The 21,038-nt window shown below is 69.1% G+C and carries 16 protein-coding genes and 2 pseudogenes; 6 read left to right on the top strand and 12 right to left on the bottom strand.

From position 1 onward, the window contains the following. Window positions 1-9: 9 nt before the first annotated feature. The 6 genes from narI to AAH991_RS00845 all read right to left on the bottom strand — a co-directional run bounded on the left by narI (window position 10) and on the right by AAH991_RS00845 (window position 8,965). Complete coding sequence (gene narI / locus AAH991_RS00870) at window positions 10-744, bottom strand: respiratory nitrate reductase subunit gamma (RefSeq protein WP_346224002.1); 735 nt, start codon at window positions 742-744, stop codon at window positions 10-12. Further along, entirely contained in the window at window positions 741-1,376 is a 636-nt protein-coding gene (gene narJ / locus AAH991_RS00865; protein WP_346224001.1) for a nitrate reductase molybdenum cofactor assembly chaperone, read from the bottom strand. The genes narI and narJ overlap by 4 nt, the downstream gene beginning before the upstream one ends. Then, on the bottom strand, window positions 1,373-3,028 hold the full coding sequence (narH, locus tag AAH991_RS00860) for a nitrate reductase subunit beta (protein WP_346224000.1): 1,656 nt from the start codon (window positions 3,026-3,028) through the stop codon (window positions 1,373-1,375). Before narH ends, narJ begins: the two co-directional genes overlap by 4 nt. Continuing rightward, complete coding sequence (locus tag AAH991_RS00855; RefSeq protein WP_346223999.1) at window positions 3,028-6,681, bottom strand: nitrate reductase subunit alpha; 3,654 nt, start codon at window positions 6,679-6,681, stop codon at window positions 3,028-3,030. Before AAH991_RS00855 ends, narH begins: the two co-directional genes overlap by 1 nt. Beyond that, a complete protein-coding gene (locus AAH991_RS00850) occupies window positions 6,681-7,901 on the bottom strand; it encodes an MFS transporter (protein WP_346223998.1) in 1,221 nt (406 codons plus the stop codon). Before AAH991_RS00850 ends, AAH991_RS00855 begins: the two co-directional genes overlap by 1 nt. Before the next feature lie 197 nt (window positions 7,902-8,098). Further along, window positions 8,099-8,965, bottom strand: a complete 867-nt coding sequence (locus AAH991_RS00845) for a universal stress protein (RefSeq protein ID WP_346223997.1) — start codon at window positions 8,963-8,965, stop codon at window positions 8,099-8,101. A gap of 189 nt (window positions 8,966-9,154) precedes the next feature. Between AAH991_RS00845 and AAH991_RS00840 the strand changes: the two genes are divergently transcribed. The 4 genes from AAH991_RS00840 (at window position 9,155) to AAH991_RS00825 (ending at window position 13,215) form a co-directional block, all read left to right on the top strand. Continuing rightward, window positions 9,155-9,568 (top strand): Hsp20/alpha crystallin family protein, encoded by a 414-nt coding sequence (locus AAH991_RS00840; protein ID WP_346223996.1) that lies wholly within the window; start codon window positions 9,155-9,157, stop codon window positions 9,566-9,568. Between the two features lie 197 nt (window positions 9,569-9,765). Beyond that, window positions 9,766-12,027, top strand: coding sequence for a formate C-acetyltransferase (pflB, locus tag AAH991_RS00835; RefSeq protein WP_346223995.1), 2,262 nt, complete (start codon window positions 9,766-9,768; stop codon window positions 12,025-12,027). After that, on the top strand, window positions 12,027-12,812 hold the full coding sequence (gene pflA, locus AAH991_RS00830) for a pyruvate formate-lyase-activating protein (RefSeq protein ID WP_346223994.1): 786 nt from the start codon (window positions 12,027-12,029) through the stop codon (window positions 12,810-12,812). Before pflB ends, pflA begins: the two co-directional genes overlap by 1 nt. Window positions 12,813-12,903: 91 nt before the next feature. Beyond that, window positions 12,904-13,215: a hypothetical protein gene (locus tag AAH991_RS00825; protein WP_346223993.1), complete on the top strand. Its 312-nt coding sequence runs from the start codon at window positions 12,904-12,906 to the stop codon at window positions 13,213-13,215. Between the two features lie 158 nt (window positions 13,216-13,373). Here the strand turns inward: AAH991_RS00825 and AAH991_RS00820 are convergent, their stop codons facing one another. From AAH991_RS00820 to AAH991_RS00810, 3 genes are all read right to left on the bottom strand, one after another. Then, window positions 13,374-13,601 carry a hypothetical protein gene (locus AAH991_RS00820; RefSeq protein WP_346223992.1) on the bottom strand — a complete coding sequence of 76 codons (228 nt, stop codon included), beginning with the start codon at window positions 13,599-13,601 and terminating at the stop codon, window positions 13,374-13,376. A gap of 63 nt (window positions 13,602-13,664) precedes the next feature. Continuing rightward, window positions 13,665-14,528: a universal stress protein gene (locus tag AAH991_RS00815; RefSeq protein WP_346223991.1), complete on the bottom strand. Its 864-nt coding sequence runs from the start codon at window positions 14,526-14,528 to the stop codon at window positions 13,665-13,667. Between the two features lie 130 nt (window positions 14,529-14,658). Further along, a complete protein-coding gene (locus AAH991_RS00810; RefSeq protein WP_346223990.1) occupies window positions 14,659-15,165 on the bottom strand; it encodes a flavodoxin domain-containing protein in 507 nt (168 codons plus the stop codon). A gap of 276 nt (window positions 15,166-15,441) precedes the next feature. Here AAH991_RS00810 and AAH991_RS00805 point away from each other — a divergent pair, with 276 nt between their 5' ends. Next, a complete protein-coding gene (locus AAH991_RS00805; protein WP_346223989.1) occupies window positions 15,442-16,041 on the top strand; it encodes a hypothetical protein in 600 nt (199 codons plus the stop codon). Between the two features lie 215 nt (window positions 16,042-16,256). Continuing rightward, a pseudogene (locus tag AAH991_RS00800) lies at window positions 16,257-16,478 on the top strand (histidine kinase); the annotation flags it as partial. A 215-nt stretch (window positions 16,479-16,693) separates the two neighbouring features. Here the strand turns inward: AAH991_RS00800 and AAH991_RS00795 are convergent. The 3 genes and pseudogenes from AAH991_RS00795 to AAH991_RS40420 form a co-directional block, all read right to left on the bottom strand. Further along, window positions 16,694-17,335, bottom strand: coding sequence for a response regulator transcription factor (locus tag AAH991_RS00795; protein WP_346223988.1), 642 nt, complete (start codon window positions 17,333-17,335; stop codon window positions 16,694-16,696). A 362-nt stretch (window positions 17,336-17,697) separates the two neighbouring features. Beyond that, entirely contained in the window at window positions 17,698-19,947 is a 2,250-nt protein-coding gene (locus AAH991_RS00790; RefSeq protein ID WP_346223987.1) for a DEAD/DEAH box helicase, read from the bottom strand. Window positions 19,948-20,056: 109 nt separating this feature from the next. Further along, window positions 20,057-20,893, bottom strand: a pseudogene (locus AAH991_RS40420) (DEAD/DEAH box helicase family protein); the annotation flags it as partial. Between the last annotated feature and the right edge of the window lie 145 nt (window positions 20,894-21,038).

The following is a 21,038-nucleotide window of genomic DNA, read 5'->3' as shown; positions in this document are numbered from 1 at the left end:
TTCTGATGGTCAGGGGCGGCCGGCGGGCTCCCAGCCGCGGCGCGGCGGGCGGGAGCCGCGCTGGTCGTCGCGGCTGCGGTACACGATGTACGGCCTGGTCAGGTAGCCGACGGGCGCCGTCAGCATGTGCACCAGCCGGGTGAACGGCCAGACGGAGAACAGGACCAGCGCGCTCAGCGCGTGCAGCTTGAACAGGATCGGCGCGCCTGCCATCAGCTCCCCCTCCGGCTGGAGGTAGAAGACCGACCGGAACCACGGCGAGATCGTCGTGCGGTAGTCGTAGCCGCCGCCGACGATGTTGGCCATGACGGTGGCGGCCAGCCCGAGCGCGATCGTCAGGGCGAGCACCGCGTACATCAGCTTGTCGTTGCGGGTGGTTGCGGTGAAGACCGGGCCGACCGTGCGGCGGCGGTAGACGAGGATCGCCAGGCCGGCGACCGTGCAGATGCCCGCGATCGTGCCGAGCACGACCGCCGTCAGGTGGTAGGTGTGCTCGCTCACCCCCACCGCCTCGGTCCAGGTCTTGGGGATCACCAGGCCGCCCACGTGGCCGAGCGCGACGACCAGGATGCCGAAGTGGAACAGCGGGCTGCCGATCCGCAGCAGCCTGGATTCGTACATCTGGGAGGAGCGGGTCGTCCAGCCGAACTTGTCGTAGCGGTAGCGCCAGACGTGCCCGAGCACGAAGATCGTCAAGGCCACGTAGGGAGCGACCATCCACAGCGTCACGTCGAGCGCGTTCACCGCGATCCTCCCGGCATCCCAGCCTGCACCGGGATGAAAGCCTCATGCCCGTACGGCTCCAGGCCGACCTCCTCGGCCGGCGGTCCCTCCTCGGCCAGCCGCAGCGCGGCCTGGCGCTCCCGCTCGGTCGGCGGCGGCAGCGTGGCCAGCACCGCCGCCACGACCTCGGCGTACGGCGAGCCCTCCTCGCTCAGCGCGCGCAGCAGCGTCTCCAGACCGGCCCGGTGCTCGCGCAGCAGCCGCACCGCCTGCTCGGTGGCGCCCCGGCCAGACAGCTCGCACACCACCCCCAGGTGGTCGGGCAGCTCGTCGGCGACCTCGAACCCGGCCGCCTGGTAGGCCTGCTTGAACCGCAGCAGCGCCATCCCGCGCCGCCGCGTGTCACCGTACGTGTAATAGGTCAGGTACGGGCAGCAGCGGCGTTTGAGGTCGAACGTGGCCACGTAGTGCTCGGCCAGCTCCGGCAGCGGGGTGGCGGCCACGTGGTCGAGGAAGGCGGCCAGCCGCCTGGCCGGCTCGCCCGGCCCGAGTCCCGCCACCGTGGCGTTCAGCACCGGCAGCGCCTCGATCAGCCGCTCGTCCGGATACGACAGCAGCACCGAGGCCGTCAGATGCACCGCACGATCGGTCACGACTTGTCCTTCCGCTTGGGGAACAGCCCATCCGGAGTCCCCTTGCCGTCCCAATTGAGCAGGTTGACCCGGCCGCGCAGCTCGCTCGCCCGGTCCAGGTCGTCGGCCTCCTGGCGTTCCTTCAGCGCGTGGAAGTTCTCCACCGCGACCGGGGCGGGCAGGCCGGACGCCTCGCCGAACGGGCCGCCCATGCCGGGGCCGCCGTCGTAGTCGAGGCTGCACCCGGTCGCCAGCTCCTCCAGCCGGGCGCCCTCCTCGGCGTGCGCCTTGGGGATGACGTACCGCTCGCCGTAGGGGGCGATGGCCAGCAGCCGGTACATCTCCTCGATCTGGTCGCCCTTCAGTCCCACGGCGGCGGGGATCGACTCGTCGCGCTCCCCGGCGAGGTTGATCCCCCGCATGTACGACCGCATCGCGGCCAGCTTGCGCAGCACGGCGCGTACGGGCTCGGGGTCGCCGGCGGTGAACAGCTCGGCGAGGTAGCCGATCGGGATGCGCAGCGCGTCGATGGCGCCGAACAGGTTGCCGGCCTGCTCGCCGTCGTGGCCGGTCTCGCGCAGCACGTCGACCACGGGCGACAGCGGCGGGATGTACCAGACCATCGGCATCGTCCGGTACTCCGGATGCAGCGGCAGCGCCACGCCGTAGTCGAAGATCAGCTTGTGGATCGGGGAGTTCCTGGCCGCCTCCAGCCAGTCCTCGGGGATGCCGGCGGCCCGCGCGGCGGCGATCACCTCGGGATCGTGGGGGTCGAGCATGACGCTCTTCTGCGCCTCGTACAGGGCCTTCTCGTCCTTGACCGAGGCGGCCTCTGCGACGCGGTCGGCGTCGTAGAGAACGAGCCCGATGTAGCGCAGCCGGCCGACGCAGGTCTCTGAGCACACGGTCGGGATGCCGACCTCGACCCGGGGATAGCAGAACGTGCACTTCTCGGCCTTGCCGGTGCGGTGGTTGAAGTACACCTTCTTGTACGGGCAGCCGGTGACGCACATCCGCCAGCCCCGGCAGCGGTCCTGGTCGACCAGCACGATGCCGTCCTCGGCCCGCTTGTACATCGCGCCGGACGGGCAGGAGGCCACGCACGACGGGTTGAGGCAGTGCTCGCAGATGCGCGGCAGGTAGAACATGAAGGCGCGCTCGAACTCCAGCTTGACCTGGTCGGACACCTTCTTCAGCACCGGGTCGGCGGGGGCCAGCTCGGGCGCGCCGGCCAGGTCGTCGTCCCAGTTGGCGCTCCACCTGATCTTCGTCGGCTCACCGGTGATCAGCGACCGGGGCCGGGCCACCGGGGTGTCCTCGGTGACCGGCGCGGAGAACAGCCGGTCGTAGTCGTACGTCCAGGGCTCGTAGTAGTCGCCGATGGACGGCATCAGCGGGTTGGCGAAGATCGTGGTCAGCTTCCTGAGCCGTCCGCCGGCCTTGAGCTGGAGCCGCCCACGCCTGTTGAGCTCCCAGCCGCCCCGCCACTTCTCCTGGTCCTCGTACGTGCGGGGGTAGCCCTGGCCGGGCCGCGTCTCGACGTTGTTGAACCAGACGTACTCGGTGCCAGCCCGGTTGGTCCACGCCTGCTTGCAGGTGACCGAGCAGGTGTGGCAGCCGATGCACTTGTCCAGGTTCATCACCATCGCGAGCTGAGCCATCACGCGTGTCATCAGTAGTCCACCTCCTGGGCGCGGCGGCGGATCACCGTGACCTCGTCGCGCTGGTGGCCCGTCGGCCCGAGATAGTTGAACGCGAAGCTGAGCTGCGCGTATCCGCCGATCAGATGAGTCGGCTTGATCAGCAGCCGGGTGAGGCTGTTGTGGATCCCGCCGCGGCGCCCCGAGGTCTCGCTCTTCGGCACGTCCACCACCCGTTCCTGTGCGTGGTACATGTACACCGTCCCGGCGGGCATGCGGTGCGAGACCACGGCCCTCGCCACGACCACGCCGTTGCGGTTGACCGCCTCGACCCAGTCGTTGTCGTGGATCCCGGCCCGCGCGGCGTCGTCCGGGCTCATCCAGATCGTCGGCCCGCCCCGCGACAGCGTCAGCATGAGCAGGTTGTCCTGGTACTCGGAGTGGATGGACCACTTGGAGTGCGGGGTCAGGTAGCGCACGACGATGCCCTCCCCGTCCGCTCCCGCCGCGAGGGCAGCGGTGTTGAGCGGCGGCCGGTAGACGGGCAGCGCCTCCCCCGCCTCCTGCATCCAGTCGTGGTCGAGGTAGAAGTGCTGGCGTCCGGTGAGGGTGTGCCAGGGCTTGCGGTGCTCGACGTTGATGGTGAAGGCGGAGTAGCGCCGCCCGCCGGTCTCGCTGCCCGACCACTCCGGCGAGGTGATCACCGGTGTCGGCCGCGCCTGCGTGTCGGCGAAGGTGATCCGCCGGTGCTCGTCGGCCAGGCCGTCCATGTCCGTCCCGGTGCGGCGGGCCACCGCGGCGAAGCCCTGCGCGGCCAGCCGCCCGTTGGTAGTGCCCGACAGCGCGAGGATCGTCTCGCACATCGCGACGTCGGTGGCGAGCGAGGGCCGGCCGTCGGCCGCTCCCCCGCGCACGGTCCCGTTCACCCTGCCCAGCCGCTCGACCTCCGCCGCCACGTCGAACGTGACGCCCTTGGTCGTGGCGCCCAAGCGCTCGGCGAGCGGGCCGAGCGCGGCCAGCTTGTCGGCGACCGCGCCGTAGTCCCGCTCCACCACCACGATCTTGGGGAACGTACGGCCGGGCACCGGCTCCTCGCCGGTCTCCCGCCAGTCGCGGACCCGGCCGTGCGGGCTGGCCAGCTCGTCCGGCGTGTCGTGCAGCAGCGGCACGGCCACCACGTCCCGGCGTACGCCGAGGTGCTCGCGGGCGAGCGCGCTGAACGCCCGGGCGATGGCGTGGAAGGCGGCGAAGTCGGTGCGGGTCTGCCACGGCGGGTCGATGGCCGGGGTGAACGCGTGCACGAACGGGTGCATGTCGGTCGACGACAGGTCGTGCTTCTCATACCACGTGGCCGCGGGGAGCACGATGTCGGAGAACAGCGTGGTCGAGGTCATCCGGAAGTCGAGCGACAGCAGCAGGTCGAGCTTGCCCTTGGGCGCCTCGTCCCGCCAGGTCACGTCCTCCGGCCGCCGGTCGGGGCCGTTCTCCTCGGCTCGTACGGCGTTGCCGGTGCCGAGCAGGTGGCGCAGGAAGAACTCGTTGCCCTTGGCCGAGGAGCCGAGCAGGTTGGCCCGCCACACGGTGAGCACCCGCGGCCAGTTCTCCGGCGCGTCCGGGTCCTCGCAGGCGAAGCCGAGGTTCCGCGAGCTCACCTGGTCCACGATGTACGGCGCGACCTCCTGGCCGGCCAGTTCGGCCTCGTCGGCCAGGTCGAGGGGGTTGCGGTCGAAGGTGGGATAGGACGGCATCCAGCCCATCCGGGCGGACTGCGCGAGCAGGTCGGCGCTGGTCCTGCCGACGAAGGTCCCGCCGCCGGTCGGCGAGGCGACCGTGTCCGCGGTGTGCTCGTCGTAGCGCCACTGGTTCGTGTGCAGGTACCAGTACGCGGTGCCGATCATCTGGCGCGGCGGGCGGACCCAGTCGAGCCCGAAGGCCATCTGCGCCCAGCCGGTGACGGGACGGCACTTCTCCTGGCCGACGTAGTGCGCCCAGCCGCCGCCGTTGACGCCCTGGCAGCCGGTCAGCGTGACCAGGGCGAGGAACGACCGGTACATCGTGTCGGAGTGGAACCAGTGGTTGGTCCCCGCCCCGAGGATGATCATCGACCGGCCGCCGGACTCCTCGGCGTTGCGGGCGAACTCGCGGGCGATCCTGGCCGCCGCCTGCGCGGGCACCGAGGTGATCGGCTCCTGCCAGGCCGGGGTGTACGGCTCGGCCGGGTCGTCGTAGCCGGACGGCCACTCCCCCGGCAGCCCGTCGCGGGCCACGCCGTACTGCGCGAGCATCAGGTCGAAGACCGTGGTCACCAGGTGGCCGCCGACCCGGCGGGCGGGCACGCCGCGCCGCATCACCCCCGCGCCGGGGTCGTCGAACCTGTCGTCGAACCGGGGCAGCGCCACCTCGGCCGCCTCCCCGAATCCGAGCAGGGTGAGCACCGGGTCCACCTCGCCGAGGTCGAGGTTCCAGCGGCCCTCGCCCTCCGCGGAGAACCGGAAGCCGAGCGACCCGCCGGGCACCACCGGCTCGCCGTCCCGGGAGTCGAGCAGCACGGTCTTGAACGCCGCCTCCTCGCCCTCCTCGCCCAGGTCTGCCGAAGTGAGGAACTTGTCCGGCACGTACCCGCCGTCGTGCTCGCGCAGCCGCACCAGGAAGGGCAGGTCGGTGTAGCGCTTGACGTAGTCGGTGAAGCGGGGGGTGTCCCGCTCGACGAAGAACTCCTTGAGGATCACGTGGCCCATGGCCATGGCCAGCGCGCCGTCGGTGCCGGGGTGCGGGGCCAGCCACTCGTCGGCGAACTTGGCCGCGTCGTTGTAGTCGGGGGCCAGCACCACGACCTTCTGCCCCCGGTAGCGGGCCTCGGCCATGTAGTGGGCGTCCGGGGTGCGGGTGACCGGGACGTTGGAACCCCACAGCATCAGGTAGGCGGCGTCCCACCAGTCGGCCGACTCCGGCACGTCGGTCTGGTCGCCGAACACCTGCGGCGAGGCCACAGGAAGGTCGGCGTACCAGTCGTAGAACGACAGCATCGTGCCGCCGAGCAGCGAGACGAACCGGGCGCCGACGGCGTGCGAGACCATCGACATGGCCGGGATCGGGGAGAAGCCGGCCACCCGGTCCGGACCGTACGTCTTGATCGTGTGCACGTGCGCGGCGGCCACGATCTCGGCCGCCTCCTCCCAGGAGACCCGGACCAGCCCGCCCCGGCCGCGCACCTCCTGGTAGCGGGCCCGCTTGACCGGGTCGCCGGTGATCTCCGCCCAGGCGGCCACCGGGTCGCCCAGCCGCGCCTTCGCCTCGCGGTACATCTCCACCAGCACGCCCCTGGCGTACGGGTAACGCACCCGGGTCGGCGAGTAGGTGTACCAGGAGAAGGCCGCGCCGCGGGGGCAGCCGCGCGGCTCGTACTCGGGCCGGTCGTCCCCCACGCTGGGATAGTCGGTCTGCTGGGCCTCCCAGGTGATGATGCCGTCCTTGACGTACACCTTCCAGGAGCACGAACCGGTGCAGTTCACCCCGTGCGTGGAGCGGACCACCTTGTCGTGGCTCCACCGGTCCCGATAGAACACGTCCCCCTGGCGCCCGCCAATCTGGTGGAGGGTGCGCAGGTCCGGCGACACCTCGCCCCGGCGCAGGTGCCGGCCCAGCCCCAGCAGGGCGTCGCTGAGCGGCCCGTCGATTCTCGACATCAAATTCCCTCTTCCTGGGTCAGGCGGGCGGTCCGGGACGGCCGCAGGACGAACCAGCAGTAGACCAGCGCCGCCGCCGCGACGGCCGCCAGCAGCATGAGTCCGATGGCGTACGAACCGGTGGACTGGTAGATGAGGCCCATGACGATGGGCGGCAGGAAGCCGCCGAGGCCGCCGACCGCGCCGACCACGCCGGTGGCGCTGCCGATCATGTTGCCCGGCACCGCCCGCCCGAGCAGCGCGAAGATCGCGCCGTTGCCCAGGCCGAGCGCGGCGGCCATGGCCAGGAAGCCGGCCGTCGCCGGCGGCATCGGCGGCGCGAACGACACGGCGACCGCGCACACCACCGCGACGGCCAGCGCGCCGGCCAGCACGATCTCGCCGCCGAAGCGGTCGGCCAGCCAGCCGCCGACCGGGCGGGCCAGCGTGGCCAGCACGACGAAACCGGCCGCCCGTGCCGCGGCGTCCGCCGTGGACAGACCGTAGACCGCCTTCAGATACAGCGGCAGGTAGGCGCCGAATGCGACGAACCCGCCGAAGGTCAGCGCGTACATCGCGGCCAGTTCGCGGGTGACGCGCAACCGCCCCGCGGCCAGGAACCTGGCGAGGAACGGCTCGGTCGCGCGACGGGTGCCGGGCGCCTCCCGGCCGAACGCCAGGAATGCCAGCCCGACGACCACCAGCGCGGCGGCGACCACGAAGAACGGAACGGCTCGGCCGTACCGGTCGGCTAGCCAGGGAGTGGCGAAACCGGAGATCGCGGTGCCGATGTTACCCATTCCGAAGAGCCCCAGGGCCAGGCCCCGGCGCTCCGGCGGGAACCACGCGTTGACGAACGGCACGCCGATGGCGAAGGTCGCCCCCGTCAGGCCGAGCACGAACCCGCCGATCAGCAGCGCCGGGTAGCTCTCGGCGAAGGCCAGGAAGACCACCGGGATCACGCCGAGCATGCTCGCCACCGCGAACATCAGCCGCCCGCCGTACCTGTCGGTCAGCGCGCCGAGCACGATCCGGCCGAGGGAGCCGACGATGACCGGGACGGCGACCAGGATCGACGCCTCGAACGGGGTGAGCCGCAGCAGTTCCTTGTACGTCGAGCTGAGCGGGCTGAGCAGCGCCCACGCCCAGAAGCTCACCGCGAGCCCCGCGGTCGCCAGTATCAACGCGGTCGTCCGGCCGCCCTTTCGCATCTCCTGGGAGGCTGCCGTGCCGACTGTCATTCCATTCCTCCGGGGGGAGAGGATCTTCCGTCCTCACCCTCTCGTTGGAGACGGTGAGGACGCCAGGGATCTTGGTTCCCCTGGCATTGCGCAGAAGATTACTCGTTACCCCCGAATCTCGGACATAACACATTGCGCTCCAGAAGCACACCGCGCGTTGTATGCAGGGTCATGTTGCAGGGAGAGGAACCACTGCCTCATCGGCTGGCGCGGACAACGGCCACGGGAACCGTCGCGTAGTGGAGCAACGCCTGACTGACCGAGCCGAGGAGCAGACCGCTGAACTCCCCGTGGCCGTGAGAGCCGACGACCAGCAGGTCCGCGCCCTGCGACGCCTGCAGCAGCGCCTCCACGGGGTGGCACCGGATGACCCACTCGGTGACCTGCAGGTCCGGGTACAGCTCCCGCCGTCCGGCGAGGGCCTCGGCGACCATCCGCACCTGCGTCTTTTCGTCGTCGAAGTCGTCGGGCACCGGCGCCAAGCCGCGGCCCGCGTCCAGAGGGCTGTAGGCGTGCACGACCCGCAGGCCGACACCGCGCAGCGCCGCCTCCGCGAAGGCGAAGTCGAGCACGCGCGCGGAAGCGGGTGATCCGTCGATGCCCGCGACCACCTCTCCTCGCGGGGCCTCGGAAGGCTCCCGTACCACGACCACGTCGCATGGGGCGTGCCCGGCCACGCCCTGCGCGACCGAGCCGAGCAGTAACCCGCGGAACCCACCAAGGCCGTGGTTGCCGATGACCAGCAGATCCGCCCCTGTGGATGCCTCGATGAGCACCGGGCGGGGGTCGCCGGCCAGGATCGCGGTGTCCACCGTAATCCGGGGTGCCTCCGCGCGGACCCGTTCCAGGGCGGCGGCAAGCGTGGCGGCGGCGCCGTCGCGCATCCAGGCCGCGATCTTCGCGTATCGGCCCAGTCCGGTGCCGGAGGCGGCCCAGGCGGGGATGGCGTTGGCCACCCGGAGCGGGACGCCGCGCAGATCGGCTTCCCGGGCCGCCCATGCGGCGGCTTCCAGCGCGGCATGCGAACCGTCGACGCCTACCAGGATCATGTTGTTCTCCTTCATTTCGCATGCTCCTTACATAGGACACCTTGTCCTGCCGGGGTTTGCAGCGCTGAAGGTCCCGCCGGGCCGAGACCTATGGCCCGAGGGCGGCCGGTGGTGTGAGGCCCTGCGGCTGGGACGTTCTGCTCTGCCCCGTAGGCCGCAGCAGGTGTGTGCTTGGTGCGTCGGCATCGAGACAAGGAGGTCACGATGACCCTGATGGAGCGGAGTCCGGGCCGGCTCTTCTTCCCGGAACTGCTGGAGCTGCTGGAGAGCCCGGTCTACGGATTCCGGCCGTTCGGCCAGATCATCCGAGTGGAGGACTTCGTCGCGGACGGCCGGTACGTGCTGCGGGCGGAGCTGCCGGGCATCGACCCCGACAAGGATCTGGAGGTCACCGTCGGGCACGGCGTGCTCAACATCCGGGCCGAGAAGACCAAGGAGGCCAAGGAACCGCGCCGCTCCGAGATCACCTACGGCGCGTTCTCCCGCTCGGTCACGCTTCCCCCGACGGCCAGGGAACAGGACGTGACGGCCGCCTACCGAGACGGAGTCCTGGAGGTCACGGTCGGCCTGGAGGAGGAGCACAAGACGGCCGACCGCAGGATCGTCGTTCAGCACTGACCGCGAGGCAAGGCCCTCGCACACCACCGAGGCCGTACGAGGCGGGCGGGGAGCCATGCGCTCCCCGCCCTTTCCCATTGCCCCTCCGGCCCGCACATCGCCGATGACTTTGGTCCCGCTGATCGATGACCTCCGCGCGCGGAGCCGAACGGGGCGGCGCGTGAGAGTGGAAGCGGACACCGACGAAGGGGGTACCGATGACAGTCACAGCGGTCCGGGAACAGGCTGCCGGGGACGTGGCGTGGCGCGGTTTCCGCGGCACGACCTGGCGCAGGCAGGTGGACGTGCGCGACTTCATCCAGGCCAACTACACCCCATACGAGGGCGACGAGTCGTTCCTGGCCGGCCCCACCGAGCGGACCCGCGCTGTGTGGGCGGAGGTATCGGACCTGTTCGGAGAGGAGCGGCGGCGCGGCGTGTACGACATCGACACCGCCACGCCCTCCTCGATCACCGCGCACCGGCCCGGCTACATCGACCCCAGCCGTGAGCTCATCGTCGGCCTGCAGACCGACGCCCCGCTGAAGCGGGCGATCATGCCCGCCGGCGGACTGCGGATGGTCGAGAACGGCCTGGCAGCCTACGGGTACACGCTCGACCCCCGGGTCAAGGAGATCTTCACCAAGTACCGCAAGACGCACAACGACGGCGTCTTCGACGCCTACACTCCCGAGATCCGGGCGGCCCGCCGCGCGGGGATCATCACCGGGCTGCCCGACGCGTACGGCCGGGGGCGCATCATCGGCGACTACCGGCGCGTCGCGCTGTACGGCGTGGACCGGCTGATCGAGGCCAAGCGAGCCGAACTGCGGTCGCTGGACGGGGACTTCTCCACAGACGCGGTGATCCGCGACCGGGAGGAGCTCGCCGAGCAGATCCGCGCGCTGGACGAACTGAAGCAGATGGCCGCCTCCTACGGTCACGACATCTCCCGCCCGGCCGGCACGGCACGCGAGGCCATCCAGTGGCTGTATTTCGCCTACCTGGCCGCCGTCAAGGAACAGAACGGCGCCGCGATGTCCCTGGGCCGCACCTCCACCTTCGTGGACGTCTACTTGGAGCGGGACCTCGCCGAGGGCCGGCTCACCGAGCAGCAGGCCCAGGAGCTCGTCGACGATTTCGTCATCAAGCTGCGCATCGTCCGCTTCCTGCGCACCCCCGAGTACGACCAGCTGTTCTCGGGGGACCCGACCTGGGTGACCGAGTCGATCGGCGGCGTCGGCGCCGACGGCAGGCCGTTGGTTACCCGCACCAGCTACCGCTACCTGCAGACGCTGCGCAACCTCGGCCCGGCCCCGGAGCCGAACCTCACGGTGTTCTGGTCGCCCCGGCTGCCCGAGCCGTTCAAGCGGTTCTGTGCCCGGCTGTCCATCGAGACCAGCTCGATCCAGTACGAGAGCGACGAGCTGATGCGGCCGGCGTACGGCGACGACACCGCCATCGCCTGCTGCGTGTCCGCCGCTCCCGTCGGGAAGCAGATGCAGTTCTTCGGCGCCCGGGTCAACCTCGCCAAGGCCCTGCTGTACGCCGTCAACGGCGGGCGGGACGAGATCAGCGGCGAGCAGGTCGGCCCCGCCTACCCGGCGCTGACCGGCGACGTGCTCGACTACGAGGAGGTGGCGGCGGCGTTCGACCGGATGATGGACTGGCTGGCGAAGACGTACGTGGACGCGCTGAACGTCATCCACTACATGCACGACAAGTACGCCTACGAGCGCATCGAGATGGCGCTGCACGACTACCCCGTCAAGCGCACGCTCGCCTGCGGCATCGCGGGCCTGTCGGTGGCCGCCGACAGCCTGTCGGCCGTCAAGCACGCGACCGTCCGGGTGCTGCGTGACGAGAGCGGGCTGGCCGTGGACTACGTGGTCGAGGGCGACTACCCGGCGTACGGCAACAACGACGACCGTGCCGACGCGATCGCCGTGGACCTGGTCAGTTCGTTCATGGACAAGATCCGCCGCCACCCGTCCTACCGGGGCGCCGAGCACACCCAGTCGGTGCTCACCATCACCTCCAACGTGGTGTACGGCAAGCACACCGGCAACACGCCCGACGGGCGCAGGGCCGGCACGCCGTTCGCCCCCGGCGCCAACCCGATGAACGGGCGTGACCGGCACGGCCTGGTCGCCTCGGCGCTGTCGGTGGCCAAGCTCCCCTACGAACAGGCACGGGACGGCATCTCGCTGACCAGCACGGTCACCCCGGACGGGCTGGGCCGCACGGCCGAGGACCGGGTGACCGACCTGGTGGGCGTGCTCGACGGCTACTTCGACGCGGGCGGCTTCCACATGAACGTCAACGTGCTCGACCGGGCCACGCTGATCGACGCGATGGACCACCCCGAGAAGTACCCCCAGCTCACCATCCGGGTCTCCGGCTACGCCGTGAACTTCGTCCGGCTCACCCGCGAACAGCAGCAGGACGTCATCGACCGCACCTTCCACGGGCGGCTGTGATGCGCGAGCCCCTGCTGCGGGACACCGCCGCCGAGCTCTGCCAGACCGAGTCGGCGGCCGGCTCCGGCGTCATCGAGTCGTGGGACCTGTCGGTCGGCGTGGACGGTCCCGGCACCCGCTTCGTGGTGTTCACCTGCGGCTGCCCGCTGCGCTGCCTGTACTGCCACAACCCGGAGACCTGGCGGATGCGCGACGGCCGCCGGGTCACCGTGGACGACGTGATGACCGAGGTGGACCGCTATCGGCGGTTCATCTCCGTCGCAGGCGGCGGGGTGACGGTCAGCGGTGGCGAGCCGCTGCTGCAGCCCCGCTTCACCGGCGAGTTGCTGCGCCGGTGCCACGACAGCGGCCTGCACGCCGCATTGGACACCTCCGGCTTTCTCGGCGATCGGGCGAGCGACGCGCTGCTGGCCGACACCGATCTCGTGCTGCTCGACATCAAGTCGTCCGACCCCGAGGGCTACCGCCGACTGACGGGAGGAAGCCTGGAGCCGACCCTGCGCTTCGCCCGCCGGCTCGCGGACCTCGGCCGCCCGGTCTGGGTGCGGTTCGTCCTGGTCCCCGGCCACACCGACGACATCGAGAACGTCGAAGGGCTGGCCCGGTTCGTCGCAATGCTCGGCAACGTCGAGCGGGTCGACGTGCTGCCCTTCCACCGCATGGCCGCCGGCAAGTACGCCCGGCTCGGGCTCACCTTCCCCCTGGCTGACGTCAAGCCCCCGGACCGGGCCCTGCTGGAACGCGTGCACGCCCAGTTCGCCGCGCACGGCGTCCACAGCGTCTGACCAAGCCTGGGTGTCGGAAGCGACGACCGTCGCGGGGACCGGGGACCTTCGGCCCTCCCCGCGCAGGGGCAGCCGGCGGGACGGTTGAGTCATGACGATTCTGAGCACAGAACCCCATCCGATCCCCCGGCGACAGGGCGGCGGAAAGGACCGAGACGAGGCCACGGGTCCGATCGCACGGCTCGCCGTCCGAGAGGCCCTGCAGCAGGCGTTCACCGACGTGGTGGACGACGTGCGCCTGGTGGAGGTCGACGGCATGGTGCACGTCTACGTGTCCATCCGCCCCGCCACCAACGCATGCCCGGAACACATCCGCGCAACTGCCCGTGAGGCGTACTGGGCTGTTCACGGCGAGCCGGTGGTCGCACATGTGGCCGCGTCCTGCTTCACTGACGGACGTTGACGACGTCCAAACACCCCAGCGGGTGCACAGCGGGATCGGGGGCGTACGCCGTCCAGCCCGCCTCCTCGCAGGCGGCGGCTATGAGGAACACGGCGAACAGCAGCGGGACCTCGACCAGCGCGAACCGCGGCCCGGCAGTGACCGGCCCAGCATGACCATCACCGCGTTGGAATCGCCGTTACACCCGGCGGCATCCTGATCGCAAGCACATACCAGCCGAAACGGGGGACGGTGTGCCGGTCCGCGACGCGCTTCAGCAGCAGTTTCAAGGCGCCGCGCGTCTCATGACGGCGGACTAGCACCATCGCCACCAGCAAGGGCAACGCGTTATCAGCGTGCTTACGGGCAGGTTCGCCGACAGACGGCAAGCCACGGTTCCAGACCACGCTGATCGTGATCCGCGCGGCGTCTGCCTCCTTCTGGCATATCCGGAGATGTCGTAGGCGTCCTCACTCTTCCGTGGTGGAAGGGCGTACGACGGCGACGGGGCAGCGCGCATGATGCAGGACGGCCCGGCTCACCGATCCGAGCACCACCGAGCCGATGGCACCGTGTCCGCGGGACCCGACCACGAGGAGATCGGCCTTCTCGCCTGCCTCGACGAGCACGGGGACGGGGTGCCCGCACACAGCGCGCATCTCGGCGTCCACGTCGGGGTAGCGCTGCCGGTAGGTCGCCAGCACAGCGGCCACGTGCTGCTCCTGGGCCTGCCGCACCTCGTCGATGTCGTAGGCGATCTCCGGTGCGTACGCGTGCACCGGAAGCTGCCAGGCGTACAGGCCGAGCAGGCGGCAGCTACGCAGCCGCGCCTCCTCGAACGCGTAGGTCAGCGCCGCCTCCGCCTCATCGGAGCCGTCGAGGCCGACCACGATCAGACCGTGGGGGGCCGACGATTCGGGCCGCACCACCACGAGGGGGACGGGGACCTGGCCGGCGAGATGCGTGCTGACCGATCCGAGCAGCATGCCGGCGAACCCGCCATGGCCTCTGCTGCCGATGACGATTTCTGCACCATGGGCGGCCTCCCGGCGCAGCACCTTGACCGGCTCGCCCTCCAGCAGGGCGGTGGTGACGCGGAGAGCGGGGTGGGTCTCCCGGACAGCTTGCTCGGTTTCCTCCAGGACGCGCCGTCCTGCCCAGGTGAGCTGGTCATCAGTGGGGACGGGGTAGCGGGCCAGCTCGTACGGCAGGCGGTCGACGGCGTGCACGACGCGCAGCGGCAGGCCCTTGCGTGCGGCGTCGCCGGCGGCCCACTCCACCGCGGCGGTCGCCGCAGGTGAGCCGTCGGTGGCGACGATGACGGGTTTGATCATGACTCCTCCTTGTGTCCGCCCCCATTCGATCTCCTGCACTGAGCGGACTGCAGGGCCACTGGTCACCGCCGCACGGGACCTTGCGCCCAGCTCATCCATGGCCCCGGACCCGGGTGCCCGGCGGCGCCCGTCAGGCCTCCGTCCGGTTCGTGGCCGCGACGTGCGCGGCGATATCTTGCGCCCAGGCACGCACCTCATCCGGATCGCGATAGTCGCCTCCGGACCTTTCGGCGATCTTCGAGGCGATGAAGCCCTCGGTGTCACGAGCGAGCCGTCCACCGAATGTCTGGTGCCCGCGTGCGCCGAGAGCGTCCAACGCCCGGGCCACCTGGGGAACTGGCGGGATCCCGGCCTCCTGCGCGGACCGGTCGAGCGGCCCGCTGCTGAACAGCCACACCGGCCGTCCGGACAGGGCAGCGGCGTGCCGCCGGGCGAAGCGCCGGGCGTCCTTGTGCCAGCGTCCCGCATACAGTGCTCCGCCCAGCACCACCGCGTCGTACGGCGTCACGTCGCGGACCGATCCAGCGTCCGCGACATCTGCCTCGATCCCCTGGCCGCGTAGGGTGTCACCAATCCAGCCTGCGATCTCCGCGGTCGAGCCTCGCTTGGATCCATAGGCGATCAGCACTCGTGTCATGGCCGGACCTCCTTCATGGGGGACTGTCGATCGCAGCCTCCCTCTGCTACGACCGGGCGGGTAGAGACTCAGGACCTGTCGCCACCAGTCGTAGGGCTGGACGCCAGCCGCCGCCTTGAAAGCCTGATGTGACCGGACTTGGACCGAAAGTCCCACGATCACGGGACTTCGAGACGAGCGCGGCATGCCGTACGGCTCCTGTGGCCCGACCGGTGATCGCGGTTTCCTTGAGGTGTCGAAGAGAAGAAGACGCAAAGACGTTGAAAGGGGCCGGTCATGGCCATCACCGAAGGGCGCAACCAGAGGAACCACCGCCTCCACGCCGCCGCCCCCGTCACGATCACCGTCCCCGCCGCCCGCGCGCACGGCGAGGCGATTCCCGCCACTCGCCCCGGCCCCGCCCCCTACGCCTGGGCCGCCGCCCGGATCGCGATCGGCTGGGTGTTCCTGTGGGCCTTCCTGGACAAGCTGTTCGGCTGGGGCTTCGCCACCCCTGCGGGCAAGGCGTGGATCAACGGCGGCAGCCCGACCACCGGCTTTTTGAAGGGCACCGCCGACCACACCTTCGGCGGGGTGTTCAACACCCTGGCCGGGCAGGCCTGGGTCGACTGGCTGTTCATGATCGGCCTGGCTGGCATCGGCGCCGCCCTCGTCCTCGGCATCGGGATGCGGATCGCCGCCGCCACCGGAGGCCTGCTCCTGCTGATGATGTGGGCCGCCGAACTGCCGCTGACCACCAACCCCTTCATGGACGAGCACATCGTCTACGCCATCGTCCTGATCGGCCTGGCCCTCGCCCACGCCGGCGACACCCTCGGCCTCGGCCGCATCTGGGCCGCAACCCCGCTGGTCCGCCGCCTCCCCATCCTCAAGTAGACCTACCGCCCATCGGCTTCAGTGCCCGCCCCCTGCTCCCTGGGGGGTGGGCACTGGCGTGTATTGGATGTGAAACTTCGCACCATGACCGGAGAAGGAGCCCGGTTCGCTGATTCCCAGCATGCGGTTGGATGACTCGGGACCGCCCAGGATGACGCCGGTGGCCGGCACGCCCCAGCGGGTGCACAGCGAATCGGTGGCGTACGCCGTCCAGCCGGGTGCACGCACTGCTGGAGGCCGTCGTCTCGGTGGGCAGCGACCTCGACCTGGAGATCGTCCTGCGGCGCATCGTGCAGACCGCGACCACGCTGGTCGATGCCACCTACGGGGCGATGGGCGTGATCGGCGAGGAGAACACCCTCGTCCGGTTCGTCCCGGTCGGGCTGAGCGAGGAGGAGATCGCCAGAATTGAGCATTGGCCGCACGGGCTCGGCCTGCCACCATCCGGCAGATCCGCCGTCCAGGCCGGGGACGGGCGGCTGACCCTCGTAGTGGGGGACAACGGCGTCGGCATCCCGGCCGAGGGCCGCCGCAGCGGCCCGCGGAACCTCGCCGACCGGCCCGAACGGCTCGGCGGCGCCTTCACTCTCACCTCCCCTGAGGCCGGCGGCGCCCGCCTGGAGTGGAGCGTCCCGCTGGGCTGATCTCCTCGTCACTCCTGGTGTTCGGCTTTGAGGCGGGCGGCCAGGGCGGCGGCCTGGGTGCGGCGCTGCATGCTGAGCTTGCTCAGCAGGTTGGACACGTAGTTCTTGACCGTCTTCTCGGCCAGAAACATCCGCTCGCCGATCTGGCGGTTGGTCAGGCCCTCGCCGATCAGCTCCAGGATCTGGCGCTCCTGGTCCGACAGCGCGGCCAGCGGGTCCTTCCTGGTGGCCTGGTCGCGCAGCCGGTGCAGCATGGCGGCCGTGGTCTGCGGGTCCAGCAGCGACTGCCCGCCGGCCACCGTACGCACCGCACCGACCAGATCCGAGCCGTGGATCTGCTTGAGCACATAACCGGCCGCCCCGGCCATGACCGCGTTGAACAGCGCCTCGTCGTCGGCGTAGGAGGTCAGCATCAGGCAGGCCAGACCGGGCACCTTCGAGCGGACCTCACGGCACACGTCCACCCCGCTGCCGTCGGGCAGGCGCACGTCGAGCACCGCCACATCCGGCTTCAGCGCGGGGATGCGGGCCACCGCCGACTCCGCCGTCCCCGCCTCGCCGACGACCTCGATGTCGTCCTCGGCGTCCAGTAACGCCGCCACCCCACGCCGTACGACCTCATGATCGTCCACGAGAAACACGCGAATCATGACCCATACGCTAAGCCCCGTATCGCCCGGCAGTTGAACGAACGGCGCATCCCGGGTCCGTCCCGAGTGGACCGCGCACGAAACCCGCACAGGTCGGGGGAGGAAAGAAGGCCGGCCTCGCTGGCGAACTGAGTTAAGTCATGAGCAGTCGAGTCTCAACTACCCGACAGGGCTGCGTAAGTGGGCTGTGTGGATGGCGGCTGCAGCGGCCGGACTGATCCGATCGAGTGGCCCGCGACCAAAGCGGTGGTGACCAAGCCCGGCCGACGGCAAGTGAGCACCCTCTCGTCCAGATTACGAGAGGGTGCGGCTGGGAGATCGAACACCGCCGTCCTCGGTCGCGTTTCCAGGAATCCTCGGAATTAGTTGTTGCAGTACACCTCGAAGTGCGCCGCAGCGATCTCGCGTAGGTAGACCTCCGTGCTTGCGAGCAACTCCAACTGCTTGAGGCTGGCCCTCGATTTACTCATGCCAGGTTGCGCTATGGCTACGGTGAGTTTGGGCTTACGCGTCCTGGCGGTGTCACGTAACTGCACGAGGCGCTCGAAGCTGCCCAGCTCAAGGCCGCTGAAGGATCTACTCTTCTGCCTGTTTCGCGCACGCCTGATCAAGCTGGTCAGCATGCTGGTGACGTCGCGCCGATGGCTCGCCGACTTGCTCGCCTGCCCGCATACCTCGTAGAGGTCCTCCACACGGGCGCCGGGGGTGCTCTCTGAGGAGTACTTGCAGTGAACGAAGAGAATGTGTAAATCACGTTCGGTTTCGCGGATTGCGACGATGTCGGCGACCTCTCCAGCCCCGTCATCGTCGATGACGACATCCCAGGGCCCTCGGTCGAGGACATGCTGAATCATTCGCGCCTGGATCGAATCGGCATGACGCTCTTCTGTCTGGGACTCCTTTTTGATGTCGATGTCTGTCCAGTCGGGCACCTGGAGTCGGGAGGCGTCGAAAGGCGGGATGTCCCGAACCGGATGCAGCAACCTGGCAGGCGCGCACACCAGGGTGTCGTTCTCGAAGAGGACCTGTAGAACGTTGTCGCGGCGACCGAAAAACTCGGCCGCAGACATCTCCCGACGCGGGGTCACGACTGTCACTTCGTCGTCCTCGGCCGACCGGATGCGCATCTGCCCTTCCTCGATGGAGATCATGTAGGGCACTCTCCAACCGGGCGTGCGAATCGCGAAGTGAACCGCATCGGTCGGTACGTGCGGCGTCACCTCGAGTTCAGCGTCCAAGAACGAGTAGGAGCTCCCGCGGAAGGCCAGCTGCAAAGTGTCCTCGTTGCGGGCCAGCAGGGCTAGGGGCCATTCAACGGCCAGCACGGTGAGTTCGGGCCAGTCCTCCAGGTCTTCTGGATGGATGAAGTTGTCCATGACATGGGCGATGTTGATGCTGTTGTCCAGCAGTTTCTGCCCAACTTCATCACACCAGTCGACCCATTGTTTGAGAGAGTCCGCGATGCGGTGGCTCCACACTCGGCCCTTGAGGGAGGCGCCGATGCTGGTTCTTACGCCTGCGGCGTACCCTGTGGCGAAGATGTTGGTCTGCGCCTTGGTGTGCTTCTCCGCGTCGGTGAACCCTTCGGCTACGTCGGCTCCGACATGCATAGAGAAACGCCGGTTGTGGTTTCTTACATCCAGCACACCAACGTTGGTGGGGACGAGCCGATCGATACCACCCATGACGCGGTAGACCTGCTTACCGGAGATGCGCGTCGCCGTCTGGCCACAGACGGCCATAGCGAGATCTTCATGCACGCTGTCGTTGTTGGTGCTGTTGATGTACAGCAGACCGCGGGCGTTGTCCCAGTACATGACGTATAGCGAGTGGATGACTTCTTCGACCGCCGGTAGGCGGCCCCACTGAACCGGGTCGCGCTCCTCCGTGACGAACCACAACACATGGTCCCGGGAGTTCACTGCGATTGGGTAGGTGAGCAGAGCCTCCTCGGGAAAGATGTTGTAGACGTTGGTCGGCGCCCAGTCTTCACAATCGGTCTTGTAGGCGACCGCACTCATCTTCGGCAGCACCGACTTGATGGATACCTCTTCGGGGCCGGAGCCGAACCCTGCCTCGAAGGCGCTGACGTCCTCCTGTTCATCGACTGCTGTTTCCGACAAGTCTCGGATGATGAGGTTCCAGTCGGCGTCCTCGGCGTAGAGCTGGCGAAGCCGCTCGTCAAATGGTGCGTCGGAACGGGATGCGACTACGGTGGCTGCGCCGACCGCCGAGGGCGAGACCCGGGCGAAGCGGCCTACGAACTGTAGGGTGATTCCAAGGCTTTTGTGGGTGTCGTGCAGTGCTGCGATCTTGAGCTGGGGGAGGTCGAATCCCTCTCCAAGCATGCCTACGCAGATGACCGCGCGGCAGGCTCGCTGGTGTAGTGCATCGAGAGCTGACTTGGCTTGCCTGCCGGTGAGCTTGCTGTGGATGACCAGCGGATTCAGATCCGGGGCCAGTTCCTTGTAGAGAGCCAGAAGCGCGTTGGCTCGGTTGATGGACCGAGCACGAGCCATAAGCAGGTGGTCCAACCCGGTGTTCAGGTCGGCGCGGAGTCGTGCCAGGGCCTGCTCGGCGATGTCCCTGTCGGGATCGTCGAAGCTCAGCACTGAAATGTAGTTGATCGGCGAGAAGTAGTTCTGGGCTTGGGCCCTCCCGCAACGGGAAGGTGTAGATGATCCGGCCGCCGATGGGACGGCCGTCGGTCCGAAACGGTGTGGCTGTGAACTGCACCACTGGACGGCCGTCGAAGCCGTCCCGAAGGCGGATCCAGGTAGTGGCGGCCACGTGATGGGCCTCGTCGATGAACAGGTGGCTGAATTCGTCCAGGAAGGCCTGTCGTATGGACTCGTCGGACTCGGACAAGGCCGAGGGCGTGGCCACCACGACGTTGCACGCTCGCACAAAGGCGCGTGCAGCGTCCACGGACTGGAAACCATGGCCCACGCGCCCGACTACGGGCCGTTTGGCCCAATCGCTCACGACTCCAACCTCGGGGAGCACGCCGAGGGTTTCGAATTTACCCGCAGTCTGGCTGCGCAGCACATCGGAAGGCACGAGCACGAGCAGACGTTCGGGGCGTTCGGCTGCGAAGACGGCGACCATGGTGTCCGTCTTCCCGGTGCCGGTGGGCATGACGACCGTCGCGGGCTGCCGGCTCCCAGTTGTCCAGTGAGCGAAGATCGCAAGGAGCGCCCCGATCTGCGGGGCCCGCAGGCCTCGGTGAGTCGGTGATGGGGAGCCGAGGGCGGGCAACCGGAAGGCGTCTTCAAGAGACGACCGAACTTCGGCTGGCGGATTGGCTGGTTTGTTGCCAGCCCACGCCAAACCGCCGCCCTTCCTCTCGATCAGGTGAGTGTGGTCGGAGGCGGGTGCTGGAGCGATCCGCCAGCGATGCCCGTCAGCGACTGCCCACGCTGATCCCGTTTCGGTTACCACGCCCGCTTTTCGCGATGGAGCCAGAAGCTGACGCGCGCTGTTCTTGTCGAACTCGATCGGGTCGGACCACAACGCAGGCAGCTCTATGGACCGTTCCTGGACCTCTGCCTCGTTCATTGGCCTCCCATCCACAGCCACAGGAGGCGCTGCTTTGTCAGGAGCCTCACAGGTGCCAGTCGTCATAGTAGGCCTGAGACGTCCAAATTTCCCGCCCACTGCTGCGAAATAGCCATAGAGTGGTTGTCCTCAGTCCGGCTGAGCT

Origin of the sequence: Microbispora sp. ZYX-F-249, from assembly GCF_039649665.1 — a bacterium.
GTDB lineage: Bacteria > Actinomycetota > Actinomycetes > Streptosporangiales > Streptosporangiaceae > Microbispora > Microbispora maris.
The sequence above is the reverse complement of the archived record's forward strand: the minus strand, read 5'-3'. Positions and strand labels throughout refer to the sequence as shown.

Bases quoted from the DNA above. Each gene is read 5' to 3' on its own strand.
- narH (WP_346224000.1), bottom strand. From the start codon at position 3,028: ATGACACGCGTGATGGCTCAGCTCGCGATGGTGATGAACCTGGACAAG.
- AAH991_RS00855 (WP_346223999.1), bottom strand. From the start codon at position 6,681: ATGTCGAGAATCGACGGGCCGCTCAGCGACGCCCTGCTGGGGCTGGGC.
- AAH991_RS00850 (WP_346223998.1), bottom strand. From the start codon at position 7,901: ATGACAGTCGGCACGGCAGCCTCCCAGGAGATGCGAAAGGGCGGCCGG.
- AAH991_RS00845 (WP_346223997.1), bottom strand. From the start codon at position 8,965: ATGAAGGAGAACAACATGATCCTGGTAGGCGTCGACGGTTCGCATGCC.
- AAH991_RS00840 (WP_346223996.1), top strand. From the start codon at position 9,155: ATGACCCTGATGGAGCGGAGTCCGGGCCGGCTCTTCTTCCCGGAACTG.
- pflB (WP_346223995.1), top strand. From the start codon at position 9,766: ATGACAGTCACAGCGGTCCGGGAACAGGCTGCCGGGGACGTGGCGTGG.
- pflA (WP_346223994.1), top strand. From the start codon at position 12,027: ATGCGCGAGCCCCTGCTGCGGGACACCGCCGCCGAGCTCTGCCAGACC.
- AAH991_RS00825 (WP_346223993.1), top strand. From the start codon at position 12,904: ATGACGATTCTGAGCACAGAACCCCATCCGATCCCCCGGCGACAGGGC.
- AAH991_RS00815 (WP_346223991.1), bottom strand. From the start codon at position 14,528: ATGATCAAACCCGTCATCGTCGCCACCGACGGCTCACCTGCGGCGACC.
- AAH991_RS00810 (WP_346223990.1), bottom strand. From the start codon at position 15,165: ATGACACGAGTGCTGATCGCCTATGGATCCAAGCGAGGCTCGACCGCG.
- AAH991_RS00805 (WP_346223989.1), top strand. From the start codon at position 15,442: ATGGCCATCACCGAAGGGCGCAACCAGAGGAACCACCGCCTCCACGCC.
- AAH991_RS00795 (WP_346223988.1), bottom strand. From the start codon at position 17,335: ATGATTCGCGTGTTTCTCGTGGACGATCATGAGGTCGTACGGCGTGGG.